Source organism: Natronocalculus amylovorans (assembly GCF_023638035.1).
In the GTDB taxonomy this organism is placed as follows: Archaea; Halobacteriota; Halobacteria; order Halobacteriales; family Haloferacaceae; genus Natronocalculus; species Natronocalculus amylovorans.
In genome coordinates this window covers 53,088-76,492 of sequence record NZ_JAKRVX010000006.1, presented here as the reverse complement: position 1 = coordinate 76,492, position 23,405 = coordinate 53,088, and the positions used below count along the sequence as shown (strand labels likewise).

Sequence of the window (23,405 nt, the reverse complement as noted above, 5' to 3'; positions counted from 1 at the left end):
CAAAATACCCAACATACCCAGTGTAGATATGGCAGATCCGAACGACGAAGACCTTCCAAACCATGTACAGACGGTAATTCGTGGAATTGTCGTCTTGCTTGTTGCATTCTCTTTCCTTGGAGCATTTGCACTGGTTCAGACGGACGGGCTTACACTTGACACAATGCTTAGTATCGCAGTCAATCTTTACATTGCGGTATTGGTGTTTTATGGGGTCTTCTATGACAAAATTAACTCCAGACCATTCCGTATCGCACTCTACGCCGGAGTTGTATTCTGGGGGCTTTCTGATGTGATCACAGGGACTGACGGAACGCTCACATACGTTCTGATTCTCGGTGGCGGAGCGCTGTTGACACGCGAACTGTTTTTGAAAACGTAACTTCATATCCTGCACCGACATCCTCATACGACTGTTCTCCCTATATCTATCTCATGCGCGTCAGAGAGTGGAAAGATATTCTCGAAGACGTTACAGAGCGTTCGGTTGATCCCGATGGCTGGCGGGCGATCGCCGGACAACGACGTAACGGTGTTGGTGAAGACATGTACATCGGCCACCCACGCGTGGGCGTCTATCAACTCAAAACATACGCAAGAAATCCGTATGACGTCAAAGGCATCGGGGCACAGGTGGCGCGACGGATTGACGACGAGTTGGATCCACTGTTTCCATCACGCGACGATGATGGTCGATTCGCCGTCCGAAAGCCGATTGAAGACAAAAATAAAGCACAGTCGATGGCGAAACGGCTGGAAGAAACCATCAAAGTCCACGCTGATGCACCGACAACCGGTGACGACTTTTTCACCGACGTAATGGATGCGATCGAAAGTCCAGCATACGGACCAATGGAGTTCGACATTGCCGATCGACCGGATCGACTTAATTCGCTCTCAGATACATTTGAAGACGCAGAAAAGCTCCTCACATCCGAGTTGGACGATCTCATAGAGGATGATGGAATCGATCGCGGATTCCAGTAAGGTGTGTGTTATTCTCCGTTCCGAATCATGTAGCTTCAAGCCGCCGCTCATACAGCATTATATATGAACGCGGAATCGACGATCGAAGCCTATTATGAGGCGCTTCGAACGGGAGACTCGCTCGCGGCATTTTTTTGTGAAGAGCCCGGGGCAGTGAAGATTGGCGTGGGTGAAGAGCTATACGGCTTTGCTGATATTGCACGCGGTCTCAGAGACCAAACCGATCGAACAAGTGCGTGGACTGTTGATAGCCAATCGCTCCGAGTTACCGAGCGAGAGTCGTTTGCGTGGTTCTCCGATACCGTTCGAATGGAGTGGCGCGATGAGAGAAAACTGAACACATATGAGTATGATACCCGATGGACTGGAACGCTTGAATACCGATCACAAACTGATTCGTGGCGGTTTGTGAGCATTCACGTGTCTGTCGCTGTCGGGACTGATTCGGTTGAAGACGACCTGTTTGGTGAGTTGTAATGGTTGGGCCAAGCATCACTGAGGAAGAGCGAAATATTGCGAACAAGCGACTCAAAATCGGATTTATTCTGCTGGTTGCATTCTCAGCCGTACTAATGGCCCTTCAGGTTGATCCGACTCTACAACAACTGGCCGTTATTTTTATTGGCGGTGTGGTTTTTGGAGCCGTTCTTCTCTGGTTTGTCCTTCGAAATATGCGAACGTTTTACCGACGCGTCTGAACCGTCACGGTGTACGTATTATGGATGTACCCGGTTAATCCATAGCTGTGGACGATCGAGTTCAGCATCTGTTGGAAGGTTCTCTGGTCGTTCCCAAACCGCACTTGCTGCTGCGACGCCACGCTCATCGGCAACCGCTGCAAAGAATCGTGCACCTCGTTCATACTGACGACGCTTCATGCCCAATCCAAGGAGGCGACGCATAATACGAGCGACTGGTCCACCACCCTGTCTACGCGCATCGAGCTTTCGGCGGAGATCAGTATAATCCTCGTCAAACGCACGGTCCATAAGCAGTTCCGCATACCCTTCAACAGCAGTCATCGCCACGTTCAACTCTTTGAATGATGCGCGATCGATCGAGCCGCTACTAATTCCACTTACTGCCTCATGCATGCGGTCTTCAAGATAATCTGGAAGCCACGGTGCCGCACCAAACTCCGCGGCGTGAGCAACCTCATGAAAGGCAATCCACCGCCGGAACCTCGGATATGGGACGCGAAGTTCGTCTGCAACGCGAAGGATGTTTGGGCGGACAAAATAGAGGCCATGGTCGTCTGAATCTGCCAACAACAACGGATCATACTGCCCCAACACGTTTCGAGAGAGGTAACTCAGGGTGAACGCCATTGTTCCGGTATTGACAGTCCGTGCAACATCAGGAAAGAGCGACTGTGTTTCCGCTTCGATCGGCTCCATCACTCGCCGGAAAGTTGCAATGTTTGCATTGATCCAGTGGTGGCGGTTCTGTACTTCAATTGCGTCTGGGAGCTCAAACTTGACGTCGCCAACAAGCCGAAGACGATCGCGGGCGTCACGAACGTCGTCTGCATAGCCTGCTTCCTCATCAGGAGTAAGGGTGAGATCGCCCGGTTCAGTCGCTGCTTTTGCAGAGGCACCAACGGCGTCCCAATCAACAACGCCGTTTCCGCTTGCGTCTGCGACTGCTCGGACGCTGCGATACAAATCCATACGTGTAGTTTCGTTACGACAACTCAAAGTCCTTGTGTCGCCGTAGCGTACCGCACCGCACGATTAACTGGAATCTAACGCTTCAAGCTCAGACGCAGGTTTGCTACGGAATTTCATCGCCGCAATCGCGATCGCCGCAAAAAGAACAACGAGCACAACTGCAACCGCCATATTCGGCCCAGTTTCAGCTGTTTTGTCTGCAAGCGTCGTCTCCTCTTCAGTCTCAGTAGGTGTAGCCTCGTCAGTGGAGCCTTCCGCAGCATCTCCTCTTACATCCGAAAGTAACTCACCAATGCGCTCTGGACCAAATTGAAGACGCCCACCGTCAAGGTGGACCTCAAAGAGTGTAATATCTCCCATACTACATGTTTCGGCAACTGACTGCTTAGCCATTTTGGTGATTCACTGATACCTATGGCCTCCAGCAGCGTCCGATCGAAACCGGTGTGTTCATACACCAGCCACGAAACCCGCGACATATGGAGACGGAGAGCAGAGAGTTTCTTGAAACGTTGTTAACGACACCAAGTCCCTCAGGGTTTGAAACTGCCGGCCAACGTGTCTGGGTCGAGTATGTGAGCCAGTTTGCTGATGATATCTACACTGATGCATATGGAAACGCAGTTGCAGTTCATGAAGGCGAACCTGATGCACCCGAAATCGCCTTTTCGGGGCACGCAGACGAAATCGGGTTTATTGTCCGAGATATTCTCGAAGATGGTTTCCTTCGAATTGGGATGATTGGTGGCTCCGATCACACTGTCTCGAAGGGACAGCATGTAACGGTTCATACTGAGACTGGCCCTGTTCAAGGAGTCATCGGGCAGACCGCGATTCACCTCCGTGAACCAGGGAGCGAAGAGTACGAAAAAATCGAAGAACAGTTCGTCGATGTTGGTGCCGCAGATGACGAAGAGGCTACCGAACTCGTTGAGGTTGGTGACCCGATCACCTTCTCTACAGAACTGTACGAACTACATGGGAACCGACTTTCCGCACGTGGAATGGATAATCGTGTCGGGACGTGGAGCGCTGCAGAAGGGCTTCGACACGCCGTTGAAAACGATGTCAACGCAACGATCTACGCAGTGAGTACCGTCCAAGAAGAAGTGGGAGTACAGGGTGCAAAGATGGTTGGTTTCGATCTCAATCCGGATGCGGCAATTGCGATCGACGTCACTCACGCCACAGACAATCCAGACGTCGCAAGCAAACACAAAGGGCCGGTGACACTTGGTGACGGACCTGTTGTCGGGCGTGGAAGCGCAAACCACCCAAACGTTGTCAAGCTCGCACGAGCGGCTGCAGAGAATGCCAAAATTGAGATCCAGCTCCAAGCTGCAGGTATTCGAACCGGAACCGATGCAGATGGCTTTTATACAAGCAGGAGCGGTATTCCGTCGCTCAACATCGGTATCCCAAACCGCTACATGCATACCCCGGTTGAAGTGATTGATATCACAGATCTTGATTCCGTTGCCGCGCTGCTTGGCTCGATCGCGGAGCAGGCTGGGTCGGTCAGATCATTTGCGGTTGAGATCTAACTGCTAGAAACGCCAAACCACAGCAGAGGATCGCTGTGGCAACCGTCCACGCACTGAGGCGCAAAGAAAAACCGTTAAAACTCGTCGGAGATTGCGTTACGGTATGGCTGGAACTATTGAAGTCCTCGTCCCTGGTGGGAAGGCCAACCCAGGCCCACCGCTCGGTCCGGAACTCGGCCCGACCCCAGTGGACGTACAGTCCGTCGTACAAGAGATCAACGATCAAACCGCAGCGTTCGATGGGATGGAAGTCCCAGTCACCGTCGAATACGAGGATGACGGATCATTCTCGATCGAAGTCGGTGTCCCGCCAACGTCTGAGCTTATCAAAGACGAGGCAGGGTTCGAATCTGGCAGCGGTGAGCCACACGAGAAGTTTGTCGCTGACCTCTCAGTCGAACAGGTGAAAAAGATTGCCGAGCAGAAATCCTCAGACCTTCTCTCATACGACGTGAAAAACGCCGCAAAAGAGGTTGGCGGAACCTGCATGACACTCGGTGTAACGATCGAAGGCGAAAACGCACGGACGTTCAAACAGCGCGTCGATTCCGGCGAGTACGACGACGTCCTCGCGTAGTTCCACTTCGTTTCACTTTCAAATACAACCATTTTGAGCAGAAGCAATGTCTCAGCAGAATCTGTTAACACAAGCGTGTTAGTCATAGACACGCGTTACAAGGCTTCTCGTGGGAAAGGATGCTTCGACGGTTTTAAGTCCATCATAGGCCACTTTCCGATGAGGCAGGCTAGCCCCTGTTTCACTGACCCGTAGAAGCTCCTACGCGTACTACGGAGGTGAATAATGGCAGACGATATAGTACAAGCAGTCTCTCGCGCACTTGATGAGGCCCCACAGCGGAATTTCCGCGAAACCGTGGACCTCGCAATCAACCTGCGTGATCTAGACCTTAACGATCCGTCGAATCGTGTAGACGAGAGCATCGTGCTCCCGTCTGGCACCGGACAAGACACCAAGATCGTCGTCTTTGCGGAGGGTGAGACCGCCCTTCGATCCGAAGACGTCGCCGATCAAGTTCTCTCTTCTGATGATATTGAAGAGCTTGGTGACGATACCGATGCCGCAAAAGACCTTGCCGACGAAACAGACTTTTTCGTCGCAGAAGCCCCACTGATGCAGGACATCGGTCGCTTCCTCGGAACCGTACTCGGTCCACGAGGAAAGATGCCGACACCACTGCAGCCCGACGACGATGTCGTCGAGACGGTCAACCGGATGAAAAACACGGTCCAGGTTCGCTCACGCGACCGCAGGACCTTCCACACCCGCGTCGGTGCTGACGATATGTCAGCCGAAGACATTGCGGACAACGTGGATGTTATCATCCGCCGTCTTGAGGCAGACCTCGAAAAAGGACCACTCAATATTGACACCATCTTTGTCAAAACAACGATGGGGCCAGCAGTTGAGGTGAACGCCTAATGAGCCAGAGCGAATCCGTCCGAAAGACCGAAACGATCCCACAATGGAAACAAGACGAAGTTGACGAACTTGTTGACTTCATCTCAGGATACGAATCGGTCGGAATTGTCGGTGTTACCGGCATCCCAAGCCGACAGCTTCAGTCTATGCGACGAGAGCTGCACGGCAGTGCGGCAGTTCGGATGAGCCGAAACACGCTCGTTACGCGTGCACTCGAAGAGGTTAATGACGGCTACGAGCAGCTAACCGAGTTCATTGCAGGACAGGTTGCGCTCGTTGGCACTAATGATAACCCATTCGGACTTTTCAAACAGCTCGAAGCGTCGAAAACCCCAGCCCCAATTAACGCGGGCGAAGTTGCACCAAACGACATTGTCATCCCGGAAGGGGACACTGGTGTCGACCCAGGTCCGTTTGTTGGTGAGCTCCAGCAAGTTGGTGCGGACGCACGGATCCAAGATGGCTCCATCAAGGTCATGTCCGACAGCCACGTTCTCGATGAGGGCGGGGTCGTCTCGGAAAACCTTGCTGGTGTCTTGAGCGAACTCGGCATTGAGCCGAAAGAAGTCGGTCTCGACCTCAAGAGTGTATTCTCCGAAGGCGTGCTCTTTTCGCCAGACGAGCTTGCGATCGACATCGACGAGTACCGCGCAGACATTCAGTCTGCTGCGGCAGCCGCTCGAAACGTCTCGATCAATGCAGTCTACCCAACGACACGCACGGCAGGCGACATCGTCGCCAAAGCATCCAACGAGGCAAAAGCCGTTGCACTCTTTGCTTCAATCGAGAGTCCGGACGTCGTTCCAGACCTCATCGGCAAAGCAGATGCACAGCTTCGTGCACTTGCTGCACTGATCGACGACGAGGAAGCATTGCCTGAGGAACTGCAGGGTGTCGAAGCACCAGCAGCACCAGCGGCAGATGCATCCGAAGAAGCACAGCCTGACGAAGATGACGACGATGCGTCAGCCGAAGAAGCCGACGACGAAGACGAAGACGATGATGACGACGGCGCGGACGGCCTCGGCGCAATGTTCGGATAACAAACACAACTTGGAGATATAACAATGGAATACGTTTACGCAGCACTCATCCTGAATGAGACAGACGAAGAGATCAACGAAGACAACATCACCGCAGTCCTTGAGGCAGCAGGTGTCGATGTTGAGGAGTCCCGTGTCAAAGCGCTTGTCGCAGCACTCGAGGATGTTGACATCGAAGAGGCAATCGAAACTGCAGCAGCAGTTCCTGCAGCAGGTGCCGCACCAGCCGCAGCAGGTAGTGATGACGATGCTGACGATGCTGAAGAAGCAGACGCAGCTGACGATGCAGATGACGACGATGAAGAAGAGGAAGACGAAGACGCAAGCGGTGAGGGTCTCGGCTCACTCTTCGGCTAAGTTCGTCTACTCGACGACATAGCTCGAACTCGATCGTCATATCTCAGATTTCTCATTTATTTAGACGCTGAGCAATAGCGCAGTCGCAGCCCTCAGCTATCAGGTTCGCTCTCAAGTGCCGCATCTCTAAGCGCTTGGCATCGATCGGTAGGCGCGTCAAGCGATGGAACGGTTGTAGGAGTACCGTTTTTGTCGATCGAAACGAACACGAAAAACGAATCGGTTGTTTGGCTTTTTTCTCCACTTCGGGGATCTTCTCTGTATGCACGGACACGCACACGAAGACTTGTCTTTCCAACCGCGTATACGTATGACTCGATTACACAAATCTCGCCTTGTGGGACTGGCTGCTCAAAATTCAGCTGGTTAATGCGTGCGGTAACGCATGTTTCACCCGCATGTCGCATTGCAGACATTGCGCCAACTTCGTCCATCCATTTGACGACGTTGCCACCATGTGCGGAGCCATAGTTGTTCGTATCGTCAGGTTGGACTCGTTGACGGTTCTCAATATATGTTGCACTTACCGTGGTCATACCCAGTCAACGAGAGTGCAGGACAAAAGTATAATACACAAAGTGGTAGTGCAATTGAAACGTTTATATGAGTCGTCTCCTCTTTGTGCGAATGTGGAGATAACCGACGACAATCATATTGAGTGCAGCAGATGCGAGGAATTCATCCCGCTTTCGGATGCCGTTGCAATCGAAAAAGGAGTCGCCATCGTCAAACCACTTTGCCACGAGTGTCTGTCGATCGTAGGGGTACCCAAAGGATATGACCTTAGCCGTGATTTGACCTATTTGAGTCGATAGATACGGTACGCAGTGTCGTGTGAATCGCTCACAGATCAACTCTGTTCCGTGATGTTTAAGTAACGCAGACGAGTCCCTCCGAATGTAGATACTGTAGGGATACCGGGTCCCGAGTCCGAAAGGGCGACGATAATAACCGCGTGTTGCGGTAGCCAAGCCTGGCCCAAGGCGCTGGGTTGCTAACTCAGTGGCGTAATGCCCCCGGGGTTCGAATCCCCGCCGCAACGCTCGCTCATCATAACTTAGCCATGAGTGCAGAAGAACCACAAGACGGCTCGCCGGAGGAGGAAGAGAACCTCCGTTACTTCGTCCGAATTGGTCAGACTGACCTTGACGGTACGAAGACGGTAGAGCGCAGTCTCACGGACATGAACGGGATCGGCCAGCGGACGGCACGGATTATTGCCGACACCGCCGGTGTCGACAGAAACGCGACGTTCGGCCTTCTCGAAGACGACGAAATCGAATCAGTCGTTGACGTTGTCGAGAACTTTGCCGAGCACGTCCCGGAGTGGATGGTCAACCGACAGAAAGACTTCTACTCCGGAGAAAACGAGCATATCGTTGGCTCCGATCTCAACCAGCAACGTACGCAAGACATCAACCGAATGCAGATGATCAACTCCTACAGAGGCGTCCGCCACCAGCGCGGACAGAAGGTCCGAGGACAGCGAACAAAGTCCACGGGTCGTACCGAGGGGACGATCGGTGTCAACGTCGAAAAGATCCGCGAAGATGCAGAGGGTGGTGACGACGAATGACGACCGGAAAGAACACCAAAAACTACGAGACGCCAAACCACCCATTCCAGGGTGCACGTATCGCAGAGGAGCACGATCTCCTCAGCCGCTACGGTCTCAAAAACAAAGAAGAGCTTTGGCGTGCACAGTCTGAACTCCGTAGTATGCGCCGTGAGGCACGTCGTCTCATCGGTAGCGCACAGGGAGACATCCAGCTTGCAGCCGAAGAGGGTGCAGCGTTCCTTTCACGACTCCGTCGCTACGGCATTCTCAACGAGAACGACGAGATCAACGACGTGCTGTCGCTTGATGTGACCGATCTTCTTGAGCGTCGTCTTCAGACGATCGCATACCGCAAAGGGTTGGCATCAACACCAAAGCAGGCACGACAGTTCATCGTTCACGGTCACGTGACGGTCAACGGTGCACGTGCACGAACCCCATCGCGGAAACTTGAGGTCGACGAAGAGAACACCATCACATTCGACGGAAACAGCGCGCTTGCAGATGATCTCCATCCAATGCGTGCAGAGGCACAGGAGTAACTACCTATGAGTGAATCAGCTGAACAAAAGTGGGGAATTGCCCACGTGTACGCGTCGTTCAACAACACGCTCATCACAATTACTGATCAGACCGGTGCAGAGACAATCGTCAAGTCCTCCGGTGGATCTGTGGTGAAGCAGAACCGAGACGAAGCGTCCCCGTACGCAGCTATGCAGATGGCTGAAACGGTGGCCGAACAAGTCAAAGCAGCCGGTCTCAGTGGACTCCACGTTCGCGTCCGAGGCCCTGGTGGAAATGGTAACAAATCTCCAGGACCCGGCGCACAGGCCACAATCCGAGCGCTTGCCCGTGCAGGCATTGAGATTGGTCGTATTGAGGACGTCACACCGGTTCCACACGACGGAACACGCGCACCAAAAAACAAGCGAGTCTAACGAACCATGACAACCGAATTCGACGTCGAGTTCATCGAACGGACAGATCGAAACGCACGATTCCTCGTGCGTGGCCTAACGCCTGCGTTCGCAAACGGTATTCGCCGTGCGATGGTCGCAGATGTGCCAACACTTTCGATCGATACGGTTCGATTCGTCGAGAACTCCTCGGTGATGTTCGACGAAATGATCGCCCTTCGATTGGGCCTTATTCCGTTGACAACACCGTTGGATGATTTCGAACTGGGCGACACGGTTACGGTCGCACTCGATGTCGAGGGACCGGCAACCGCATACTCGGGTGACATCGTCACCTCGGAGCCTGGTGTCGAAGTAGCTGACAAGAACATCCCAATCATCAAACTCAACTCCGGCCAACGGCTTGAGTTCGAGGCAGATGCAGTGCTTGACCGTGGAAAAGACCACGCAAAGCACCAAGGTGGAGTTGCAGTTGGCTATCGACACCTACAAAAAGTCGAGGTCGACGGTGACCTTGGCGAATTCGATGACGAGGAGCCACAGATTCTCCGTGGAGTTATTGAAACCGAAGATGGTGAGCTAATTGCATCAAGCGAGTTTGATCACGACCTCACCAAACTGTATCCTGGAAAGGAGCTTTCGGTGACCGATGTTCCCGGTGCGTTCGTCTTCCATGTGGAGACGGATGGCTCGTTCTCAGTTGAGGAATTGGTCGACCGCGCCGCCGAAACGATCGGCGATAGAGCGGACGAACTGAAAAACGCAGTCGCAGTCTAACACCACAACACTAACAGAAATAATGCCCCATTCGATCATCACACCACAACGGCACCTGAGCGAGCTTCCTGAGAGCGATCGCTCACTGTCGGCTGTGGCACGGCCATCATCAACCAGTGATATAAACGGTCGGATCGAAAGTGGTTTTACGGGGCGAGCGGTATCACGGAGTGCGTGCAGGGATAGCCAAGTCTGGCCAACGGCGCAGCGTTCAGGGCGCTGTCCCATAGGGGTCCGCAGGTTCAAATCCTGCTCCCTGCACTCCGTTTTCTCTCAGGAGGTTACAAGACCATGAGTAGCAACAAGACGAATCCGAGACTACAGCGTCTCATTGCCGACTTGAAGACGGTTTCAAGCGAGTCAGATGCTCCTGTATGGGCAGCTGTCGCAGACCGTCTCGAAAAGCCACGGCGTACCCACGCGGAAGTCAATCTTGGTCGTATCGAGCGGTACGCACAGGAAGATGAAACCGTCATTGTCCCAGGTAAGGTTCTGGGCAGCGGTGTGCTTCAAAAGAATGTGACGGTCGCAGCAGTTGACTTTTCTTCGACAGCTCGAAAGAAGATCGAGCAAGTCGGCGATGCAGTGACGCTAGAACAGCTTACTGAACAGAACCCAGAAGGATCGAACGTCCGGGTGATTCGATGAGTCTCGCAGAGTTTGACGCAGATGTAATCGTCGACGCACGTGACTGTATCCTTGGTCGTGTTGCAAGCGAAGTCGCACAGAAAGCGCTTGCAGGCGAAACCGTTGCAGTCGTCAACGCCGAGAAAGCAGTCATTACCGGTAATGAACGCGACACGATGGCAACCTATCGGAAGCGTGCAGAGCTTGGTTCAGACCGAGGTCCGTACTATCCAAAACGCCCAGACCGAATCTTCAAACGTGCAATTCGTGGAATGGTGCCATATAAAACTGACAAAGGCCGCGAGGCGTTCTCGAACGTCCGTGTCTACGTTGGAAATCCATACGACGAAGATGGTGAGATCCTCGACGGAACTTCACTGGATCGACTCTCAAACATCAAATTCACATCTCTCGAAGAGATTTCCGAGCAACTGGGTGCGAAAGTCACATGGTAACAAACACAAGTGGTAAAAAGAAGACTGCTGTCGCCCGCGCAACGGTTCGCGAGGGCGAGGGCCGTGTACGTATCAACTCCCAGCCAGTTGAGCTGGTCGAACCGGAGCTTTCACGCCTCAAGATGCTGGAGCCGTTCCGCATTGCTGGTGACGATCTTCGAGATCAAGTCGATATCGACGTCACCGTCAACGGTGGTGGCTTTTCTGGACAGGCAGACGCTGTCAGAACTGCCATTGCTCGTGGATTGGTCGAGCACCTGAAAGACGCTGAACTTCGTGAGGCATACATGGACTTTGATCGGTCGTTGCTTGTCAACGATGTTCGACAGTCCGAGCCAAAGAAGTGGGGCGGGCCAGGCGCACGTGCACGCTACCAGAAATCCTACCGCTAAGGTGATTCAACTATGATGATTCCCGTCCGGTGTTTCACGTGTGGTAAGGTTGTTTCCGAGCACTACGAAGAGTTTCAGGCTCGCGCGCAAGCGGGAGACGAGGACCCACAAAAAGTGCTTGATGACCTCGGCGTGAACCGCCACTGTTGTCGACGGATGATGGTATCGCACGCCGATCTTGTCGATGTCGTCTCACCGTACCAATGAAAGGAACTTACAACCGTTACGAAAAAGCCCGCATCCTTGGAGCACGAGCGCTGCAGGTCTCATATGGCGCCCCAGTGCTTGTTGAGACTGCACAGAGTGAACCAATCCTTATTGCGGCAGAGGAATATGATGCAGGTGTCTTACCGTTCACCGTTAATCGGGGAGGTAACTAATGACACAAATTAGGTCAATTTCACTCCGACGTATTCTCGACTCACGTGGAAACCCCACTGTCGAGGCAGATGTACTGACAGAGTCCGGTGGTTTCGGCCGCGCTGCAGCGCCGTCTGGTGCTTCGACCGGCGAGTACGAAGCGATCGAACTCCCACCCGAGGAGGCAATTGCAAATGCACGCGAACATGCAGTCCCACGACTGCTTGAGACGTTCGCAGATGACCAACGCGAAGTTGATGCAGCACTCCGTGCTGCAGATGGTACTGACAACTTCTCCGAAATTGGTGCAAATAGCGCGGTTGCAATCTCAATGGCTGCAGCGAAAGCAGGCGCAGATGTGCTTGGTGCACCGCTGTACCAGCATCTTGGCGGTGCATTCCGTGGCCGTAACTTTCCGGTCCCACTCGGTAACGTGATCGGTGGTGGCGAACACGCAAAAGATGCGACACATATTCAGGAGTTCCTCTCTGCACCAGTCGGTGCACCAAGTGTCTCTGAAGCGGTGTTTGCAAACGCACAAGTACACGGTACGATCGGCGACCTGCTTGATGAACGTGGCATCCCGGCAGCAAAAGGTGATGAAGGTGCATGGGCACCAGCAGTCTCCGACGCTGAAGCGTTCGAAATCGTCGAAGAAGCCGTTGATCTCGTCTCCGATGACCTTGGATTTGAGATCGGCTTCGGACTTGATGTCGCTGCAGCAGAGCTATATGACGCCGATGCAGGTGTCTATCGCTACGGTGACGAAGAGAAGACTGTCGACGAACAGGTCGAATACATTGCAGAGCTTGTCACAGAGTATGACTTGGTTTATGTTGAGGACCCACTTGATGAGAATGACTACGAAGCATTTGCTGACCTGACGGACCGCGTCGGTGAGCAGACGCTCATCTGTGGTGACGATCTCTTCGTAACCAATACCGAGCGACTTCAAGATGGAATTGAGCAAGGTGCAGCAAACAGCATCCTCATTAAACCAAATCAGATTGGGACGTTGACGGATGCGTTTGATGCGATCGAACTCGCCGTTGAGAACGGATATGAGACGGTCATTTCGCACCGTTCCGGCGAGACTGAAGATACCACAATTTCTCACCTTGCAGTGGCAACGGACGCTGGATTCATCAAGACCGGAACAGTTGGCGGCGAACGTACAGCTAAGCTAAACGAACTCATTAGAATCGCGGAAGACGCAGTATGAGCGAAAACGAAAACGACGCACTCGAGACCGCGGCCGAGGAGATTGACGAAGAGGCCGACGTGGCCGACGCTGGCGCAGCGCCAGCCGTCGATCCTGATACGGACGCGGAAGAAGAATTGCCCGCTGATGAAGCAGCCGAAGAGGATGCTTCTGAAGCCGAAGCAGTAGAAGATGTGGCTGAAGAAGATCCAGAACCAGTCTTCGACGAGGATGTGATGCCAGACGATGAGGCAGACCTCCTCATTCCAGTTGAAGACTATCTTTCAGCCGGTGTTCACATTGGTACGCAGCAGAAGACAAAAGACATGGAACGGTTCATTCACCGTGTCCGTGACGATGGTCTCTATGTCCTTGACGTAAGCCAGACGGATAACCGAATCCGTGTCGCTGCTGATTTCCTTGCGAACTACAACCCAGAGCAGATTCTCGTGACCTCGTCACGACAGTACGGTCGATTCCCAGCGGAGAAGTTCGCTGATGCGATCGGTGCACGTGCACGAACTGGTCGGTTCATCCCAGGAACACTCACCAACCCGGACTACGCAGGCTACATTGAGCCGGATGTTGTCGTTGTTACTGACCCAATTGGTGACGCCCAAGCAGTCAAAGAGGCGATTACGGTTGGAATCCCAGTCATCGCAATGTGTGACTCAAACAACCAGCTTTCGAACGTCGACCTCGTCATCCCGACGAACAACAAAGGTCGCCGTGCGCTGTCGGTTGTCTACTGGCTCCTTGCCAATGAGACGCTCGATCGCCGAAACGCTGGCACAGTCTACGCCCTCGAAGACTTCGAGGACGAACTGTAACACCCAGTACACAGCGACGTATTTTCTTCGGCTGTCCAATAACACTGAGCGACTGCCGTCGTCGTTCAATTCTCAACAATGCCGAACTGTTTACCAAGCGGCCCCTCAAACCAACAGACTGACTGATTGCCGAATGTCGTTGGCGATGAAACGGGATACATGTCGACTGCCTGTGAGAGGTCCTCGACTGCAAACAAACAGTACGCCGGCCCCGGCGGATATCTGTCAAGCCGCGTTTTCAGTGGGCTGTGTGGGTTCTTTGGTGAGAGAAACGAGACTGGCTCACCTGGGATCGATGCGACTATTGCATCGATCGATTCGATTGACGTCTCGATCGGTGTTGGGATTCGAAACAGTCGCTTGAAGCGTGTTGCCCACGGTTCGATCGCAGAGACTGCGATACCGAGTTCAGCAATCCCAGTAATCGGTCCGTCGTGTGCCCACTCGGATGGGACACGATATGATTTCGGTGTTCGGTCAGTGACAAAGAACGGAAGTGCGAACCGATCGGACTCCGGTCCAACAAATAGCTCGTCCCACTCAATCATCACATCATCTGGACGGGTACGTCCACCTTGTTGAGGTCCGACGATCGGTTCGCCCGCGTCAATCGATCGTTTAGCAGCGGCAACAATATCCTCGGGTTCGATTGCCCAGGCACACGGGCCTGCATCAGTCCCAATGTGCGTTGACCATCTGACTGTCTCGCCCGGTTGTGTTGTTTCGGTCGGTGATATCAGCTCAAGGTACGACCCATCAGCGAATGGAACGATCGACATTTGTGTTGTTCCATCTGCGTGCTCGCCACCAAACTGTGGTGAGAGTCCACCGTCTGTAAACTGTTCAACTGCGGTTGTGTGATTACTCCATGCTGTTGCAATGTGGTCGATCGATAGGTTGCCAGACATACGAGTGGGTAGCACACGTGTCCTCAAAGCAGTATGCGTGAGCGCGGGTTCTCAGACTACATAGCAGCTGCTAAGAGTTCTGACTACCAATTACATAGCATGCGATAAGGATCCACAAATGTGGATTGTGCGGCATTCCCCAGTTCCCTTTCTCCGTGGTATACGCCACTCCGGGGAGGGCCCCATCACGGCACCACACGTGACACAATACGTGCGAAGATATAAAAACAACGGACAAGTAACTCGTCAGCATCATCAGTAAACTAGTCCCGAAAAGTACCTAACAGTTCACAACAACGCATGAATATGACTACTTCAAGCGCACCGGGCAAAGTGTATCTCTTCGGCGAGCATGCCGTCGTATATGGGGAGCCTGCGATCCCCTGTGCAATCGAACGGCGCGCACGCGTCACCGTTGAACCAAGAGAAGATGATCACGTTCGGGTAGAGGCACGCGATCTAACACTTGATGGATTTACAGTCGAATATGATGGCTCAACTGGTGATCGACCGGATGTTGCGGTTCCATCTTCGCTTGTTGATGCGGCAATGGGATATGTTGACGCTGCAGTCCGACAGGCACGTGCTGCTGCGGAATCACCAAAAGCGGGGTTCAATATTACTGTCGAGAGCGATATCCCACTTGGAGCGGGGCTTGGGTCGTCTGCTGCGGTCGTTGTCGCATTGATTGACGCTGCAACACGATCGCTTGACGCACCGATTGAAACACGTGAAGTTGCGAATCGAGCATATCGAGCGGAGTTTGAGGTTCAAGACGGACAGGCTTCACGGGCAGATACATTTTGTTCAGCAATGGGTGGCGCTGTTCGAGTCGAAGGTGATGACTGTCAGACGATCGAAACGCCACGACTGCCGATCGTTGTTGGGTTTGATGGCGGGGCCGGAGATACAGGGACACTTGTTTCGGGCGTTCGAGAGCTAAAAAACACCTATTCGTTCGCTGCAGATACCGTATCGTCGATTGGTGATATTGTTCGCCGTGGCGAACTCCTGCTGGCGGAGTCGGATCCAACTGCTGCACCGAGCGAACAGCTACTCACGGAACTTGGTGAGCTGATGAACTTCAATCATGGATTGTTATCTGCGCTTGGCGTCTCGTCCCGATCGTTGGATGCAATGGTATGGTCAGCCCGCGACGCCGGTGCATATGGAGCAAAGCTCACTGGTGCAGGTGGTGGAGGATGCATTGTCGCGCTTGACTCAACACCGGAGACACGGACTGCACTTCGGTTTACACCTGGCTGTGAGGATGCATTCCGAGCCGAGCTCTCGATGGATGGCGTTCGCGTTGAGGAGCCATAGATGGTCACCGTACTCAAACTGGGTGGAAGTGTTATCACAGACAAAAACACTCCAGAAACGGTCGATACCAGGGCATTAGCGGCTGCTGCAGATGCACTTATGTCGGTTAGCGAGCCGTTAGTGATTGTCCATGGTGGTGGAAGCTTCGGTCATGTCCATGCCGCAGAACATGGTATTTCGACGACAGTGGGGACTACAAACTGGGATGGTATCTACGCAGTGCATGCTGCGATGAAGCGACTCAATACTGCAGTGTTGGACGTCCTGCACGATCGTTCGATTCCTGCAGTACCCGTGCACCCGCTTTCTGTTGCGGAACGGGATCGAGATGGGACGTTGTCGCTTCCGGTTTCCAGTATCGATCGGCTTCTTAAAGAGGGGGCAGTCCCAGTCCTCCACGGCGACGTGATTGCACATGAAGAGCATGGGGCAACCGTTCTAAGCGGTGATGAGGTCGTCACGCATGTTGCAACAGGACTTTCGGCCGACCGGATCGGTATCTGCTCGACTGTCCCTGGCGTGTTAGATGACGAAGACAATGTTATTGAGCAGATCTATTCATATGATGATGTTGAAGCCTATCTTGGTGGCAGCGAAAGCACAGACGTAAGCGGTGGCATGGCTGGAAAAGTCAAAACGTTGCTTTCATTGGGCGCACCAGCCACAATCTTTGGTCCAGAACAGCTTCAGCCGTTTCTTGACGGGGAGGCTGTTGGAACCTATATTGATGGCTCTCAGTAACCGTCAATAGACCTGCGTACACAACAATCCTTATTCGGCACAGTCTCGGAGTGGTGTGTATGGATGCGGACGCTGTTTCCCAACGACTTGAAGCTGTTGTGGACCCTGCACTTGGAGATGATATTGTTTCGCTTGGGCTTGTCAACGCGATCGATGTTGATGATGATGAAGAAACAATCCGAATCTCGCTTGCACTAGGTGCACCATACTCACCTCATGAGAGTTCGATCGCTGCTGACGTCCGAGAAGCGCTATCCGAGACCGGATATGCGATCGATTTGACGGCAAAAATACCATCCGGTATGAACGCGAGTGATGATGTACTACCGGGCGTTGAAAACATTATTGCAGTCGCGTCAGGCAAAGGAGGGGTTGGAAAGTCAACTGTTGCAGTAAATCTTGCAGCAGGGCTTTCAAAACTTGGCGCACGAGTTGGGCTCTTTGATGCGGACGTGTATGGTCCAAATGTCCCACGAATGGTTGCCGCAAAAGACCATCCAGAAGCAACAGAGGATCGGACAATCATCCCACCGGAAAAATACGGGATGAAGCTCATGAGTATGGATTTCCTCGTTGGGCCCGATGATCCAGTTATTTGGCGTGGCCCCATGGTGCATAAGCTCCTCACACAGTTGGTTGAGGATGTTGAGTGGGGGTCGCTTGATTATATGGTGCTTGATCTCCCTCCTGGAACGGGAGATACACAACTCACCGTGTTACAGACGCTTCCACTAACTGGTGCCGTGATTGTAACCACCCCACAACAGGTTGCGCTTGATGATGCAAAGAAAGGGCTCCGAATGTTTGGAAAGCATCAGACAACTGTACTTGGGATTGCTGAAAATATGTCTGGATTCCGCTGTCCCGACTGTAACAGCATTCACGATGTATTCGGCTCTGGTGGCGGCGAAGCGTTTGCAGCCGAAGAAGAGCTTCCATTCCTCGGTGGGATCCCACTCGATCCAGCTGTTCGAAGCGGTGGTGATGGTGGTGAGCCGATCGTCCTTCGCGATGACTCAGAAACCGCAGACGCATTCAAAACACTCACTGAGAACGTTGCAAACAATGTCGGCATTGTTCGTCGCCGCGAGGCCAGTGGTCAATGAATGGGGACGACCAAGCTGGGGATGATGCATTGGATGCCGCTGACGTCGATTGGCAGATGGCTCCCGAAAATGACCAGACATTTAATCCAGACGGCGATCGGGTTGCACTGCTTCGAGAGATCGCGGAAGATGTTCGAGGAAAATCATCAGAAAGTAAGCAGCTATCGGCTATCCTGTACCGTGTGAGCGATCTGTATGATGGTGAAGAAGAGACATCTCCTGAAGAGATCTACCTAAACGTTCGACATATCATGTCGATCAAGGAATCCGGTGGGCTCAGAAAATAGTCGGAACAAAATAGAGCTAGGACGGGGATTTGAACCCCGGAAGTCTCGATTACAAGTCGAGTGCATAAACCGCCTATGCTCTCCTAGCGCGCCTGCAAGTTATCTGTGTTCCCGTGAGTTGTTATCCCTTTCGAATTCTTTTGCAACCTCGATGCGGTGTGGCGAATATCCTTCACGGTCATAGAATCGTCTTGCATCTACATTCTCCGCAAGGACCTCCAATGTAACGAGGTCCACACCGTCTTCATAGAGTGCGTTTTCTGCTTTTGAGAGTAGTGCTGAACCAATTCCTTCTCCGCGGTATGCTGGCAGTACAAAAATATTTGTGACAGTTCCACGAGAGACAGACTCAGAATAAACCCCGTCTTGGGTATGGAACATGACAAAGCCACAGAGCTCACCTTCGCGACGGGCAACAAAGAGATTATCAGCAACAATGAGGTGTGTCACTTCCTTTCGGATCGCTGTTCGATTCTCTTCGATCTTCAGTGTGGACCCATATCGCTGTTGATCCCGCGCGAGCAACAACCATGCATCGACGATCGGTTCAATATCCGCGGCTGTCGCAGCAGTTATGATGGTCACAAGCGGTGTCAGCTAGCAGATTGTGCCCCAATAGCTTATGTTTCGCTATTAAATGTTGACAGAAAGAGCGAAGAGTTATGTATTCTGCGGCAACCCTGATAGTTTGTGATACGTACGCATGGGAGTCACTGAGTCACGTCGTTTAGATCGTCACACGATCCGTGAACAAGCACCACTCATTCTTGTGGGTGTGTTTGGTGCGTTGTTGCTGGTTGATCTTTTGTTCCGGTTGGCCGGAGTCGAAATTGCACTCACTGCAAACCGGTCGTTCGGTGGGTCACTCTCAGCACAACGGTTTGGCGGAATGTTGTGGAATGGTATTGTTATTGGATTGATTATTGGACTTGCTGGAATCGGGCTATCGATGACGTACAGTATCCTTAGTTTTGCAAACTTCTCACACGGGGACCTACTCACGTCGGGCGCATTTGCAGGCTGGGCAGCGTCTTACGTTGTTGCTGGCTTCGGTGTCGTGAGTGTTGGGGAACTCCTGTTTGTCCGAGCGGGAGGTGGTGCACCGTTTGCGGACGAGATCGGAGCAAGCATCGTTCAGGCACCGCTTTCGATCCTTGTTGGAATGGTGGTTGCCGCAGGGGTGACGATTCTGCTTGCGCTTGCGATCGATCGAATCGTGTACAAACCGATGCGCGGCCGAGGTGGAATCAGCCTCTTGATTGCCAGTATTGGTGTGGCACTTGCACTCAGATACATCATTCAGTTCATGTTCGGTGCAAGCAACCGCGGTGTTGTCGACACAACCGATGTCCGTGTCGATATTGCTGGTCTAAGTGTTAATTTGCATGAGGTCACCCTTGTTGTTGCTGCAGTTGCACTCATGCTCGGCATGCATTTTATGCTTCAGCGAACAAAGCTCGGAAAAGCAATGCGGGCAATGGCTGACAATCAGGACCTTGCACTAGTGACGGGGATTCCGACGGAACGGATTGTCCAAGCAACATGGGTCATTGGTGGTGGACTTGCAGGGGTTGCCGGCTATCTCGTTGTACTCGATCGTGGAACGATCGGATTCAACCTCGGTTGGTTCTTGTTGTTGTTGATCTTCGCAGCAGTGATTCTCGGTGGTATCGGATCGATCTATGGGGCGATCGCTGGTGGGCTTCTGATCGGTATTACGTACTCAGTCTCACTTGTATGGATCCCATCCGATTTCAATGAAGCAGCCGCATTTGCGCTCATGATTTTGGTGTTGTTACTCCGCCCTGAAGGGATCTTTAGTGGGGTGTCTACTGCATGAGCGATACCAACTCGGATGCAGGTGCAGACGGACCACTAGGTGGCCTCTTTGACGGACTTTCGCGCCGATCGTCAGACCTACTGTTGGTCTTTGGTGCGTTGTTCGCCATCTACGCGCTGTTTACGATTTTTGTCTTTGGACAGGGGATAAACAGCGTTGTGAGTACACTCCGATTCCTCACATTCCTCATACTGGTGTACGGAATGTTGGCGCTTGCACTCAATCTCCACTGGGGATACACCGGACTGTTCAATATCGGTGTTGCAGGGTTCATGGCTGTTGGTGTGTACACAATGGCAATGTTATCTGGTGACCCTGCAGGGAGCCCTCCGGGACTGGGACTCCCGGTTCCGATCGGCATTATTGGTGGAATGGTCGCAGCAGCGCTTGTCGGGCTTGTCGCTGCATTACCTGCCCTTCGGTTGAAGGCGGACTACCTTGCGATCGTTACGCTTGGCCTCTCCGAAATTATTCGGTTAACGTACAACTCCGAAGCATTCAACCAGTGGATACAGGGAGCGACGAGTACAATCACTTCCAGAGTTGGATTTCTTCCAGATGGCGGTGCTGGAACCGGTGCAGGAAGCGGAATTCAGGTACCATCCCCAGCAGGGCCAGTTCGTACGCTCTTTTTTGAGGGTGGGAGAGCAGGTAACCCAACACCACTTGGTGATGCTGTCTTCGCTGTCACAGATCCTATTGGTATCCAACAAAATGTGGTCGTAGAATGGGCGTACGTGCTGGTGCTTGCAGTGGTCTTGCTCGGATTCTATTGGCTCTTATCTCGAATCGGTAACTCGCCATTTGGGCGAGTACTGAAATCAATCAGGGAGGATGAGCTTGTTGCAAGTTCGCTCGGTAAACATGTTGAAATATTCAAAGTTAAAGTATTCATGCTCGGCTGTGCGCTGATGGGGCTTGCCGGAATCCTTTGGCAGGGAAGCTTTGGCTTTGTCAGTCCAAACGACTTCATGCCTGTTGTTACATTCTACATCTTTGTCGCCGTTATTATCGGTGGCTCCGGCTCCAATACAGGGAGCATCATCGGTTCCATACTCTTTGTTGGGCTACTGTTTGAAGGGCCACGTCGTGCACTTGGTGCGCTTGGTAATCGCGTTGATTTTGGACGTGCACCGAACAGTTTCGGTGACGCAGTGGCCCCGATTCTATCTGGAGATATTACGCCATTTTTCGCGTATGCAGTTGCAAACCGATCGGCACTTGTGTTCGTGCTTCTTGGGACCGTCCTCATTATTATTATTCAGACACGGCCTGATGGAGCACTTGGTGGACGAAACGAGCCTGCTGCAGCGGTTGACCTCTCAACGCGTCCAGAAAAACAACCAACAACGGCAACCGATGGAGGTGAGAACCAATGAGCGATGCATCTGACGAGACACACATAGATGAGGCTGTAGAGACCGCCTCAACATCACAGGGTGGTACGGCCACTGTTGAGCCAGAATCACGAGACTCCGAAGTTGAACGAGCGGCTGCGTCCACGCCCCGAACAGTCCCACTATCGGTGGATAACCTTCGGAAAACATTTGGTGGAATTACTGCTGTTGACGGTGTGAGTTTTACTGTCGAATCTGGGACTGTTACTGGGTTGATCGGCCCAAATGGTGCCGGAAAATCGACGACATTCAACCTCATCGCAGGTGCGCTCGAACCAAACAGTGGCACGGTGACATTCAACGGAGAGGACATTACTGGCAGGCGCCCCGATGAAATTGCCAACAAAGGCATGGTTCGAACGTTCCAGATCGCCAGAGAGCTGCCTGAGATGACGGTCCTTGAGAATCTGATGCTTGCACCAAAGCACCAACTTGGAGAAGACCTCTGGCGATCGGTCGTCCCTGGCGCACGGAGTACTGTTGTTGAACAGGAAGCGGAGCTTCGAGAGCGAGTGTGGGAGATGCTTGAGTTCTTTGAGATTGACCACATTGCAGAACAAGAAGCTGGGACACTCTCTGGTGGACAACGAAAACTATTGGAGATGGCCCGAGCGCTCATGACAGATCCAGACCTATTGCTGTTAGATGAGCCAATGGCAGGGGTGAACCCAACACTGGAAGAGAAGATTCTCGACCGGATTCATGACCTTCGAGTGAATGAGGGGCTTACATTCCTCCTTGTTGAGCACGATATGGATGTTATTATGGAAAACTGTGAACACGTGATTGTGATGCACCAAGGAAAAGTACTGGCAGAAGGAGAGCCAGAGGCGATCAAAAACAATGACCAAGTGATTGATGCATACCTTGGGGAGGATATCTAATGGCCACCGAACAGGCAGCTGAAGAGCGCGACGCAGATTCCCTAAATACGGACACAGAGTTACTTGAAGTCCGAAACCTCGACGCAGGATATGGCGATCTTCAGATTCTAACTGCTGTTGATTTGGATGTTACAGCGGGAGAATACGTAACGATCGTTGGACCAAACGGCGCAGGAAAGTCGACCGTTATGAAGTCCGTCTTTGGGCTGACGACGTACATGGGCGGATCAGTTGTATTCAACGACGAGAAGATTCATGGATTTAAGCCGGACGAAATTATCCACAAAGGCATTGGATATGTCCCACAGAATGACAATGTATTCGGAACGCTTACTGTTCGTGAAAATCTCGAAATGGGTGCCTATATTCTCGATGAAGTTCCCGAAGATCGGATCGAACTTCAGTTCGATCGGTTTCCAGTACTCCGTGAACGACAGAATCAGAAAGCAGGGACAATGTCCGGTGGGCAACGGCAAATGGTCGCAATGGCTCGCGCACTGATGCTCGATCCAGACCTACTCCTGCTCGATGAGCCAAGTGCAGGATTAGCACCTGATTTGGTTCAAGAGATGTTCGATCGAATCGACCGAATCAACAATGATGGAACGGCGATCTTGATGGTTGAACAGAATGCAAAAGAGGCGCTTCGCCGCTGCGATCGTGGATACGTTCTTGCGCAAGGCGAGAATCGATACATGGACACGGGTCGTGCGCTGTTAGACAATGAAGACGTAAGACAGCAGTTCCTCGGCGGGTAAGC

General features: G+C 52.6%; 33 protein-coding genes and 3 tRNA genes. 30 read left to right on the top strand and 6 right to left on the bottom strand.

Annotated elements, in window-relative coordinates; all coding sequences use genetic code 11:
- Positions 1 to 28: 28 nt before the first annotated feature.
- From AArcSt2_RS13195 to AArcSt2_RS13180, 4 genes are all read left to right on the top strand, one after another.
- A complete protein-coding gene (locus AArcSt2_RS13195) occupies positions 29 to 382 on the top strand; it encodes a hypothetical protein (RefSeq protein ID WP_174654074.1) in 354 nt (117 codons plus the stop codon).
- Positions 383 to 435: 53 nt separating this feature from the next.
- Positions 436 to 987, top strand: a complete 552-nt coding sequence (locus AArcSt2_RS13190; RefSeq protein WP_174654075.1) for a hypothetical protein — start codon at positions 436 to 438, stop codon at positions 985 to 987.
- A gap of 63 nt (positions 988 to 1,050) precedes the next feature.
- Positions 1,051 to 1,464 (top strand): nuclear transport factor 2 family protein, encoded by a 414-nt coding sequence (locus AArcSt2_RS13185; protein WP_250585269.1) that lies wholly within the window; start codon positions 1,051 to 1,053, stop codon positions 1,462 to 1,464.
- Complete coding sequence (locus tag AArcSt2_RS13180; RefSeq protein WP_250585267.1) at positions 1,464 to 1,685, top strand: hypothetical protein; 222 nt, start codon at positions 1,464 to 1,466, stop codon at positions 1,683 to 1,685. Before AArcSt2_RS13185 ends, AArcSt2_RS13180 begins: the two co-directional genes overlap by 1 nt.
- Before the next feature lie 18 nt (positions 1,686 to 1,703).
- On the opposite strand, the gene AArcSt2_RS13175 is transcribed toward AArcSt2_RS13180, so the two are convergent.
- Together AArcSt2_RS13175 and AArcSt2_RS13170 are read right to left on the bottom strand one after the other, a co-directional pair.
- Positions 1,704 to 2,657, bottom strand: a complete 954-nt coding sequence (locus AArcSt2_RS13175) for a zinc-dependent metalloprotease (RefSeq protein ID WP_250585265.1) — start codon at positions 2,655 to 2,657, stop codon at positions 1,704 to 1,706.
- Positions 2,658 to 2,720: 63 nt separating this feature from the next.
- Positions 2,721 to 3,017: a hypothetical protein gene (locus tag AArcSt2_RS13170; protein WP_250585263.1), complete on the bottom strand. Its 297-nt coding sequence runs from the start codon at positions 3,015 to 3,017 to the stop codon at positions 2,721 to 2,723.
- A 119-nt stretch (positions 3,018 to 3,136) separates the two neighbouring features.
- Here AArcSt2_RS13170 and AArcSt2_RS13165 point away from each other — a divergent pair, with 119 nt between their 5' ends.
- From AArcSt2_RS13165 to rpl12p, 5 genes are all read left to right on the top strand, one after another.
- Positions 3,137 to 4,201, top strand: coding sequence for a M20/M25/M40 family metallo-hydrolase (locus tag AArcSt2_RS13165; protein ID WP_250585261.1), 1,065 nt, complete (start codon positions 3,137 to 3,139; stop codon positions 4,199 to 4,201).
- Positions 4,202 to 4,304: 103 nt separating this feature from the next.
- Positions 4,305 to 4,778 (top strand): 50S ribosomal protein L11, encoded by a 474-nt coding sequence (locus tag AArcSt2_RS13160; RefSeq protein ID WP_174654081.1) that lies wholly within the window; start codon positions 4,305 to 4,307, stop codon positions 4,776 to 4,778.
- A gap of 225 nt (positions 4,779 to 5,003) precedes the next feature.
- Positions 5,004 to 5,642 carry a 50S ribosomal protein L1 gene (locus tag AArcSt2_RS13155; protein WP_174654082.1) on the top strand — a complete coding sequence of 213 codons (639 nt, stop codon included), beginning with the start codon at positions 5,004 to 5,006 and terminating at the stop codon, positions 5,640 to 5,642.
- A complete protein-coding gene (locus AArcSt2_RS13150) occupies positions 5,642 to 6,685 on the top strand; it encodes a 50S ribosomal protein L10 (RefSeq protein WP_174654083.1) in 1,044 nt (347 codons plus the stop codon). The genes AArcSt2_RS13155 and AArcSt2_RS13150 overlap by 1 nt, the downstream gene beginning before the upstream one ends.
- 24 nt (positions 6,686 to 6,709) lie before the next feature.
- On the top strand, positions 6,710 to 7,042 hold the full coding sequence (gene rpl12p / locus AArcSt2_RS13145) for a 50S ribosomal protein P1 (RefSeq protein ID WP_174654084.1): 333 nt from the start codon (positions 6,710 to 6,712) through the stop codon (positions 7,040 to 7,042).
- Positions 7,043 to 7,134: 92 nt separating this feature from the next.
- Here rpl12p and AArcSt2_RS13140 read toward each other — a convergent pair whose 3' ends face one another.
- Positions 7,135 to 7,578, bottom strand: coding sequence for an acyl-CoA thioesterase (locus AArcSt2_RS13140; protein WP_174654085.1), 444 nt, complete (start codon positions 7,576 to 7,578; stop codon positions 7,135 to 7,137).
- 421 nt (positions 7,579 to 7,999) lie between these two features.
- On the opposite strand from AArcSt2_RS13140, the gene AArcSt2_RS13135 reads away from it, so the two are divergent.
- The 13 genes from AArcSt2_RS13135 to rpsB all read left to right on the top strand — a co-directional run bounded on the left by AArcSt2_RS13135 (position 8,000) and on the right by rpsB (position 14,159).
- Positions 8,000 to 8,084 (top strand) — tRNA-Ser (locus AArcSt2_RS13135).
- Between the two features lie 21 nt (positions 8,085 to 8,105).
- Complete coding sequence (locus AArcSt2_RS13130) at positions 8,106 to 8,618, top strand: 30S ribosomal protein S13 (protein WP_250585260.1); 513 nt, start codon at positions 8,106 to 8,108, stop codon at positions 8,616 to 8,618.
- Complete coding sequence (locus tag AArcSt2_RS13125) at positions 8,615 to 9,142, top strand: 30S ribosomal protein S4 (RefSeq protein ID WP_174654087.1); 528 nt, start codon at positions 8,615 to 8,617, stop codon at positions 9,140 to 9,142. The genes AArcSt2_RS13130 and AArcSt2_RS13125 overlap by 4 nt, the downstream gene beginning before the upstream one ends.
- 6 nt (positions 9,143 to 9,148) lie before the next feature.
- Positions 9,149 to 9,538: a 30S ribosomal protein S11 gene (locus AArcSt2_RS13120; RefSeq protein WP_174654088.1), complete on the top strand. Its 390-nt coding sequence runs from the start codon at positions 9,149 to 9,151 to the stop codon at positions 9,536 to 9,538.
- Between the two features lie 6 nt (positions 9,539 to 9,544).
- Positions 9,545 to 10,294, top strand: a complete 750-nt coding sequence (locus AArcSt2_RS13115; protein ID WP_250585258.1) for a DNA-directed RNA polymerase subunit D — start codon at positions 9,545 to 9,547, stop codon at positions 10,292 to 10,294.
- Between the two features lie 176 nt (positions 10,295 to 10,470).
- Positions 10,471 to 10,555 (top strand) — tRNA-Leu (locus AArcSt2_RS13110).
- Between the two features lie 30 nt (positions 10,556 to 10,585).
- Positions 10,586 to 10,942, top strand: a complete 357-nt coding sequence (locus AArcSt2_RS13105) for a 50S ribosomal protein L18e (protein WP_174654090.1) — start codon at positions 10,586 to 10,588, stop codon at positions 10,940 to 10,942.
- Positions 10,939 to 11,376 carry a 50S ribosomal protein L13 gene (locus AArcSt2_RS13100; RefSeq protein WP_174654091.1) on the top strand — a complete coding sequence of 146 codons (438 nt, stop codon included), beginning with the start codon at positions 10,939 to 10,941 and terminating at the stop codon, positions 11,374 to 11,376. Before AArcSt2_RS13105 ends, AArcSt2_RS13100 begins: the two co-directional genes overlap by 4 nt.
- Positions 11,370 to 11,768: a 30S ribosomal protein S9 gene (locus AArcSt2_RS13095; protein ID WP_174654092.1), complete on the top strand. Its 399-nt coding sequence runs from the start codon at positions 11,370 to 11,372 to the stop codon at positions 11,766 to 11,768. The genes AArcSt2_RS13100 and AArcSt2_RS13095 overlap by 7 nt, the downstream gene beginning before the upstream one ends.
- A 12-nt stretch (positions 11,769 to 11,780) precedes the next feature.
- Positions 11,781 to 11,975 carry a DNA-directed RNA polymerase subunit N gene (locus AArcSt2_RS13090; RefSeq protein WP_174654093.1) on the top strand — a complete coding sequence of 65 codons (195 nt, stop codon included), beginning with the start codon at positions 11,781 to 11,783 and terminating at the stop codon, positions 11,973 to 11,975.
- On the top strand, positions 11,972 to 12,148 hold the full coding sequence (locus AArcSt2_RS13085) for a DNA-directed RNA polymerase subunit K (RefSeq protein WP_174654094.1): 177 nt from the start codon (positions 11,972 to 11,974) through the stop codon (positions 12,146 to 12,148). Before AArcSt2_RS13090 ends, AArcSt2_RS13085 begins: the two co-directional genes overlap by 4 nt.
- Positions 12,148 to 13,350, top strand: a complete 1,203-nt coding sequence (eno, locus tag AArcSt2_RS13080; RefSeq protein WP_250585256.1) for a phosphopyruvate hydratase — start codon at positions 12,148 to 12,150, stop codon at positions 13,348 to 13,350. The genes AArcSt2_RS13085 and eno overlap by 1 nt, the downstream gene beginning before the upstream one ends.
- Positions 13,347 to 14,159 (top strand): 30S ribosomal protein S2, encoded by an 813-nt coding sequence (rpsB, locus tag AArcSt2_RS13075; protein WP_174654096.1) that lies wholly within the window; start codon positions 13,347 to 13,349, stop codon positions 14,157 to 14,159. The genes eno and rpsB overlap by 4 nt, the downstream gene beginning before the upstream one ends.
- Positions 14,160 to 14,224: 65 nt before the next feature.
- Here the strand turns inward: rpsB and AArcSt2_RS13070 are convergent, their stop codons facing one another.
- Positions 14,225 to 15,067, bottom strand: coding sequence for a VOC family protein (locus AArcSt2_RS13070; protein WP_250585254.1), 843 nt, complete (start codon positions 15,065 to 15,067; stop codon positions 14,225 to 14,227).
- A gap of 306 nt (positions 15,068 to 15,373) precedes the next feature.
- On the opposite strand from AArcSt2_RS13070, the gene mvk reads away from it, so the two are divergent.
- From mvk to AArcSt2_RS13050, 4 genes are read left to right on the top strand one after another with little or no spacing between them, the layout of a single operon-like run.
- Entirely contained in the window at positions 15,374 to 16,390 is a 1,017-nt protein-coding gene (gene mvk / locus AArcSt2_RS13065; RefSeq protein ID WP_174654098.1) for a mevalonate kinase, read from the top strand.
- The gene (locus AArcSt2_RS13060) at positions 16,391 to 17,131 is read left to right on the top strand and encodes an isopentenyl phosphate kinase (protein ID WP_250585252.1); all 741 of its coding nucleotides are present in this window, start codon (positions 16,391 to 16,393) and stop codon (positions 17,129 to 17,131) included.
- A gap of 59 nt (positions 17,132 to 17,190) precedes the next feature.
- On the top strand, positions 17,191 to 18,237 hold the full coding sequence (locus AArcSt2_RS13055; RefSeq protein WP_174654100.1) for an Mrp/NBP35 family ATP-binding protein: 1,047 nt from the start codon (positions 17,191 to 17,193) through the stop codon (positions 18,235 to 18,237).
- The gene (locus AArcSt2_RS13050; protein ID WP_250585250.1) at positions 18,234 to 18,524 is read left to right on the top strand and encodes a DUF7976 family protein; all 291 of its coding nucleotides are present in this window, start codon (positions 18,234 to 18,236) and stop codon (positions 18,522 to 18,524) included. Before AArcSt2_RS13055 ends, AArcSt2_RS13050 begins: the two co-directional genes overlap by 4 nt.
- 14 nt (positions 18,525 to 18,538) lie before the next feature.
- Here the strand turns inward: AArcSt2_RS13050 and AArcSt2_RS13045 are convergent.
- Both AArcSt2_RS13045 and AArcSt2_RS13040 read right to left on the bottom strand, forming a co-directional pair.
- A tRNA-Thr gene (locus AArcSt2_RS13045) sits at positions 18,539 to 18,612 on the bottom strand.
- Positions 18,613 to 18,623: 11 nt separating this feature from the next.
- A complete protein-coding gene (locus AArcSt2_RS13040) occupies positions 18,624 to 19,109 on the bottom strand; it encodes a GNAT family N-acetyltransferase (RefSeq protein WP_250585248.1) in 486 nt (161 codons plus the stop codon).
- A gap of 118 nt (positions 19,110 to 19,227) precedes the next feature.
- Here AArcSt2_RS13040 and AArcSt2_RS13035 point away from each other — a divergent pair, with 118 nt between their 5' ends.
- Genes AArcSt2_RS13035 through AArcSt2_RS13020 form a run of 4 tightly spaced genes read left to right on the top strand, consistent with a single transcriptional unit; the run spans position 19,228 to position 23,403 of the window.
- Complete coding sequence (locus tag AArcSt2_RS13035; protein ID WP_174654103.1) at positions 19,228 to 20,364, top strand: branched-chain amino acid ABC transporter permease; 1,137 nt, start codon at positions 19,228 to 19,230, stop codon at positions 20,362 to 20,364.
- Entirely contained in the window at positions 20,361 to 21,743 is a 1,383-nt protein-coding gene (locus AArcSt2_RS13030) for a branched-chain amino acid ABC transporter permease (RefSeq protein ID WP_250585246.1), read from the top strand. The genes AArcSt2_RS13035 and AArcSt2_RS13030 overlap by 4 nt, the downstream gene beginning before the upstream one ends.
- On the top strand, positions 21,740 to 22,645 hold the full coding sequence (locus tag AArcSt2_RS13025) for an ABC transporter ATP-binding protein (RefSeq protein ID WP_174654105.1): 906 nt from the start codon (positions 21,740 to 21,742) through the stop codon (positions 22,643 to 22,645). The genes AArcSt2_RS13030 and AArcSt2_RS13025 overlap by 4 nt, the downstream gene beginning before the upstream one ends.
- The gene (locus AArcSt2_RS13020; RefSeq protein WP_174654106.1) at positions 22,645 to 23,403 is read left to right on the top strand and encodes an ABC transporter ATP-binding protein; all 759 of its coding nucleotides are present in this window, start codon (positions 22,645 to 22,647) and stop codon (positions 23,401 to 23,403) included. The genes AArcSt2_RS13025 and AArcSt2_RS13020 overlap by 1 nt, the downstream gene beginning before the upstream one ends.
- Positions 23,404 to 23,405: the final 2 nt, after the last annotated feature.

Coding starts and splice junctions, on each gene's coding strand:
- AArcSt2_RS13130 (WP_250585260.1), top strand. CDS start 8,106: ATGAGTGCAGAAGAACCACAAGACGGCTCGCCGGAGGAGGAAGAGAAC.
- AArcSt2_RS13055 (WP_174654100.1), top strand. CDS start 17,191: ATGGATGCGGACGCTGTTTCCCAACGACTTGAAGCTGTTGTGGACCCT.
- AArcSt2_RS13190 (WP_174654075.1), top strand. CDS start 436: ATGCGCGTCAGAGAGTGGAAAGATATTCTCGAAGACGTTACAGAGCGT.
- AArcSt2_RS13140 (WP_174654085.1), bottom strand. CDS start 7,578: ATGACCACGGTAAGTGCAACATATATTGAGAACCGTCAACGAGTCCAA.
- AArcSt2_RS13115 (WP_250585258.1), top strand. CDS start 9,545: ATGACAACCGAATTCGACGTCGAGTTCATCGAACGGACAGATCGAAAC.
- AArcSt2_RS13060 (WP_250585252.1), top strand. CDS start 16,391: ATGGTCACCGTACTCAAACTGGGTGGAAGTGTTATCACAGACAAAAAC.
- AArcSt2_RS13070 (WP_250585254.1), bottom strand. CDS start 15,067: ATGTCTGGCAACCTATCGATCGACCACATTGCAACAGCATGGAGTAAT.
- AArcSt2_RS13120 (WP_174654088.1), top strand. CDS start 9,149: ATGAGTGAATCAGCTGAACAAAAGTGGGGAATTGCCCACGTGTACGCG.
- AArcSt2_RS13105 (WP_174654090.1), top strand. CDS start 10,586: ATGAGTAGCAACAAGACGAATCCGAGACTACAGCGTCTCATTGCCGAC.
- AArcSt2_RS13085 (WP_174654094.1), top strand. CDS start 11,972: ATGAAAGGAACTTACAACCGTTACGAAAAAGCCCGCATCCTTGGAGCA.
- AArcSt2_RS13160 (WP_174654081.1), top strand. CDS start 4,305: ATGGCTGGAACTATTGAAGTCCTCGTCCCTGGTGGGAAGGCCAACCCA.
- eno (WP_250585256.1), top strand. CDS start 12,148: ATGACACAAATTAGGTCAATTTCACTCCGACGTATTCTCGACTCACGT.
- mvk (WP_174654098.1), top strand. CDS start 15,374: ATGACTACTTCAAGCGCACCGGGCAAAGTGTATCTCTTCGGCGAGCAT.
- AArcSt2_RS13125 (WP_174654087.1), top strand. CDS start 8,615: ATGACGACCGGAAAGAACACCAAAAACTACGAGACGCCAAACCACCCA.
- AArcSt2_RS13165 (WP_250585261.1), top strand. CDS start 3,137: ATGGAGACGGAGAGCAGAGAGTTTCTTGAAACGTTGTTAACGACACCA.
- AArcSt2_RS13185 (WP_250585269.1), top strand. CDS start 1,051: ATGAACGCGGAATCGACGATCGAAGCCTATTATGAGGCGCTTCGAACG.
- AArcSt2_RS13050 (WP_250585250.1), top strand. CDS start 18,234: ATGAATGGGGACGACCAAGCTGGGGATGATGCATTGGATGCCGCTGAC.
- AArcSt2_RS13035 (WP_174654103.1), top strand. CDS start 19,228: ATGGGAGTCACTGAGTCACGTCGTTTAGATCGTCACACGATCCGTGAA.
- AArcSt2_RS13100 (WP_174654091.1), top strand. CDS start 10,939: ATGAGTCTCGCAGAGTTTGACGCAGATGTAATCGTCGACGCACGTGAC.
- AArcSt2_RS13150 (WP_174654083.1), top strand. CDS start 5,642: ATGAGCCAGAGCGAATCCGTCCGAAAGACCGAAACGATCCCACAATGG.
- AArcSt2_RS13095 (WP_174654092.1), top strand. CDS start 11,370: ATGGTAACAAACACAAGTGGTAAAAAGAAGACTGCTGTCGCCCGCGCA.
- AArcSt2_RS13170 (WP_250585263.1), bottom strand. CDS start 3,017: ATGGGAGATATTACACTCTTTGAGGTCCACCTTGACGGTGGGCGTCTT.
- rpsB (WP_174654096.1), top strand. CDS start 13,347: ATGAGCGAAAACGAAAACGACGCACTCGAGACCGCGGCCGAGGAGATT.
- AArcSt2_RS13025 (WP_174654105.1), top strand. CDS start 21,740: ATGAGCGATGCATCTGACGAGACACACATAGATGAGGCTGTAGAGACC.
- AArcSt2_RS13155 (WP_174654082.1), top strand. CDS start 5,004: ATGGCAGACGATATAGTACAAGCAGTCTCTCGCGCACTTGATGAGGCC.
- AArcSt2_RS13090 (WP_174654093.1), top strand. CDS start 11,781: ATGATGATTCCCGTCCGGTGTTTCACGTGTGGTAAGGTTGTTTCCGAG.
- AArcSt2_RS13180 (WP_250585267.1), top strand. CDS start 1,464: ATGGTTGGGCCAAGCATCACTGAGGAAGAGCGAAATATTGCGAACAAG.
- rpl12p (WP_174654084.1), top strand. CDS start 6,710: ATGGAATACGTTTACGCAGCACTCATCCTGAATGAGACAGACGAAGAG.
- AArcSt2_RS13020 (WP_174654106.1), top strand. CDS start 22,645: ATGGCCACCGAACAGGCAGCTGAAGAGCGCGACGCAGATTCCCTAAAT.
- AArcSt2_RS13030 (WP_250585246.1), top strand. CDS start 20,361: ATGAGCGATACCAACTCGGATGCAGGTGCAGACGGACCACTAGGTGGC.
- AArcSt2_RS13195 (WP_174654074.1), top strand. CDS start 29: ATGGCAGATCCGAACGACGAAGACCTTCCAAACCATGTACAGACGGTA.
- AArcSt2_RS13175 (WP_250585265.1), bottom strand. CDS start 2,657: ATGGATTTGTATCGCAGCGTCCGAGCAGTCGCAGACGCAAGCGGAAAC.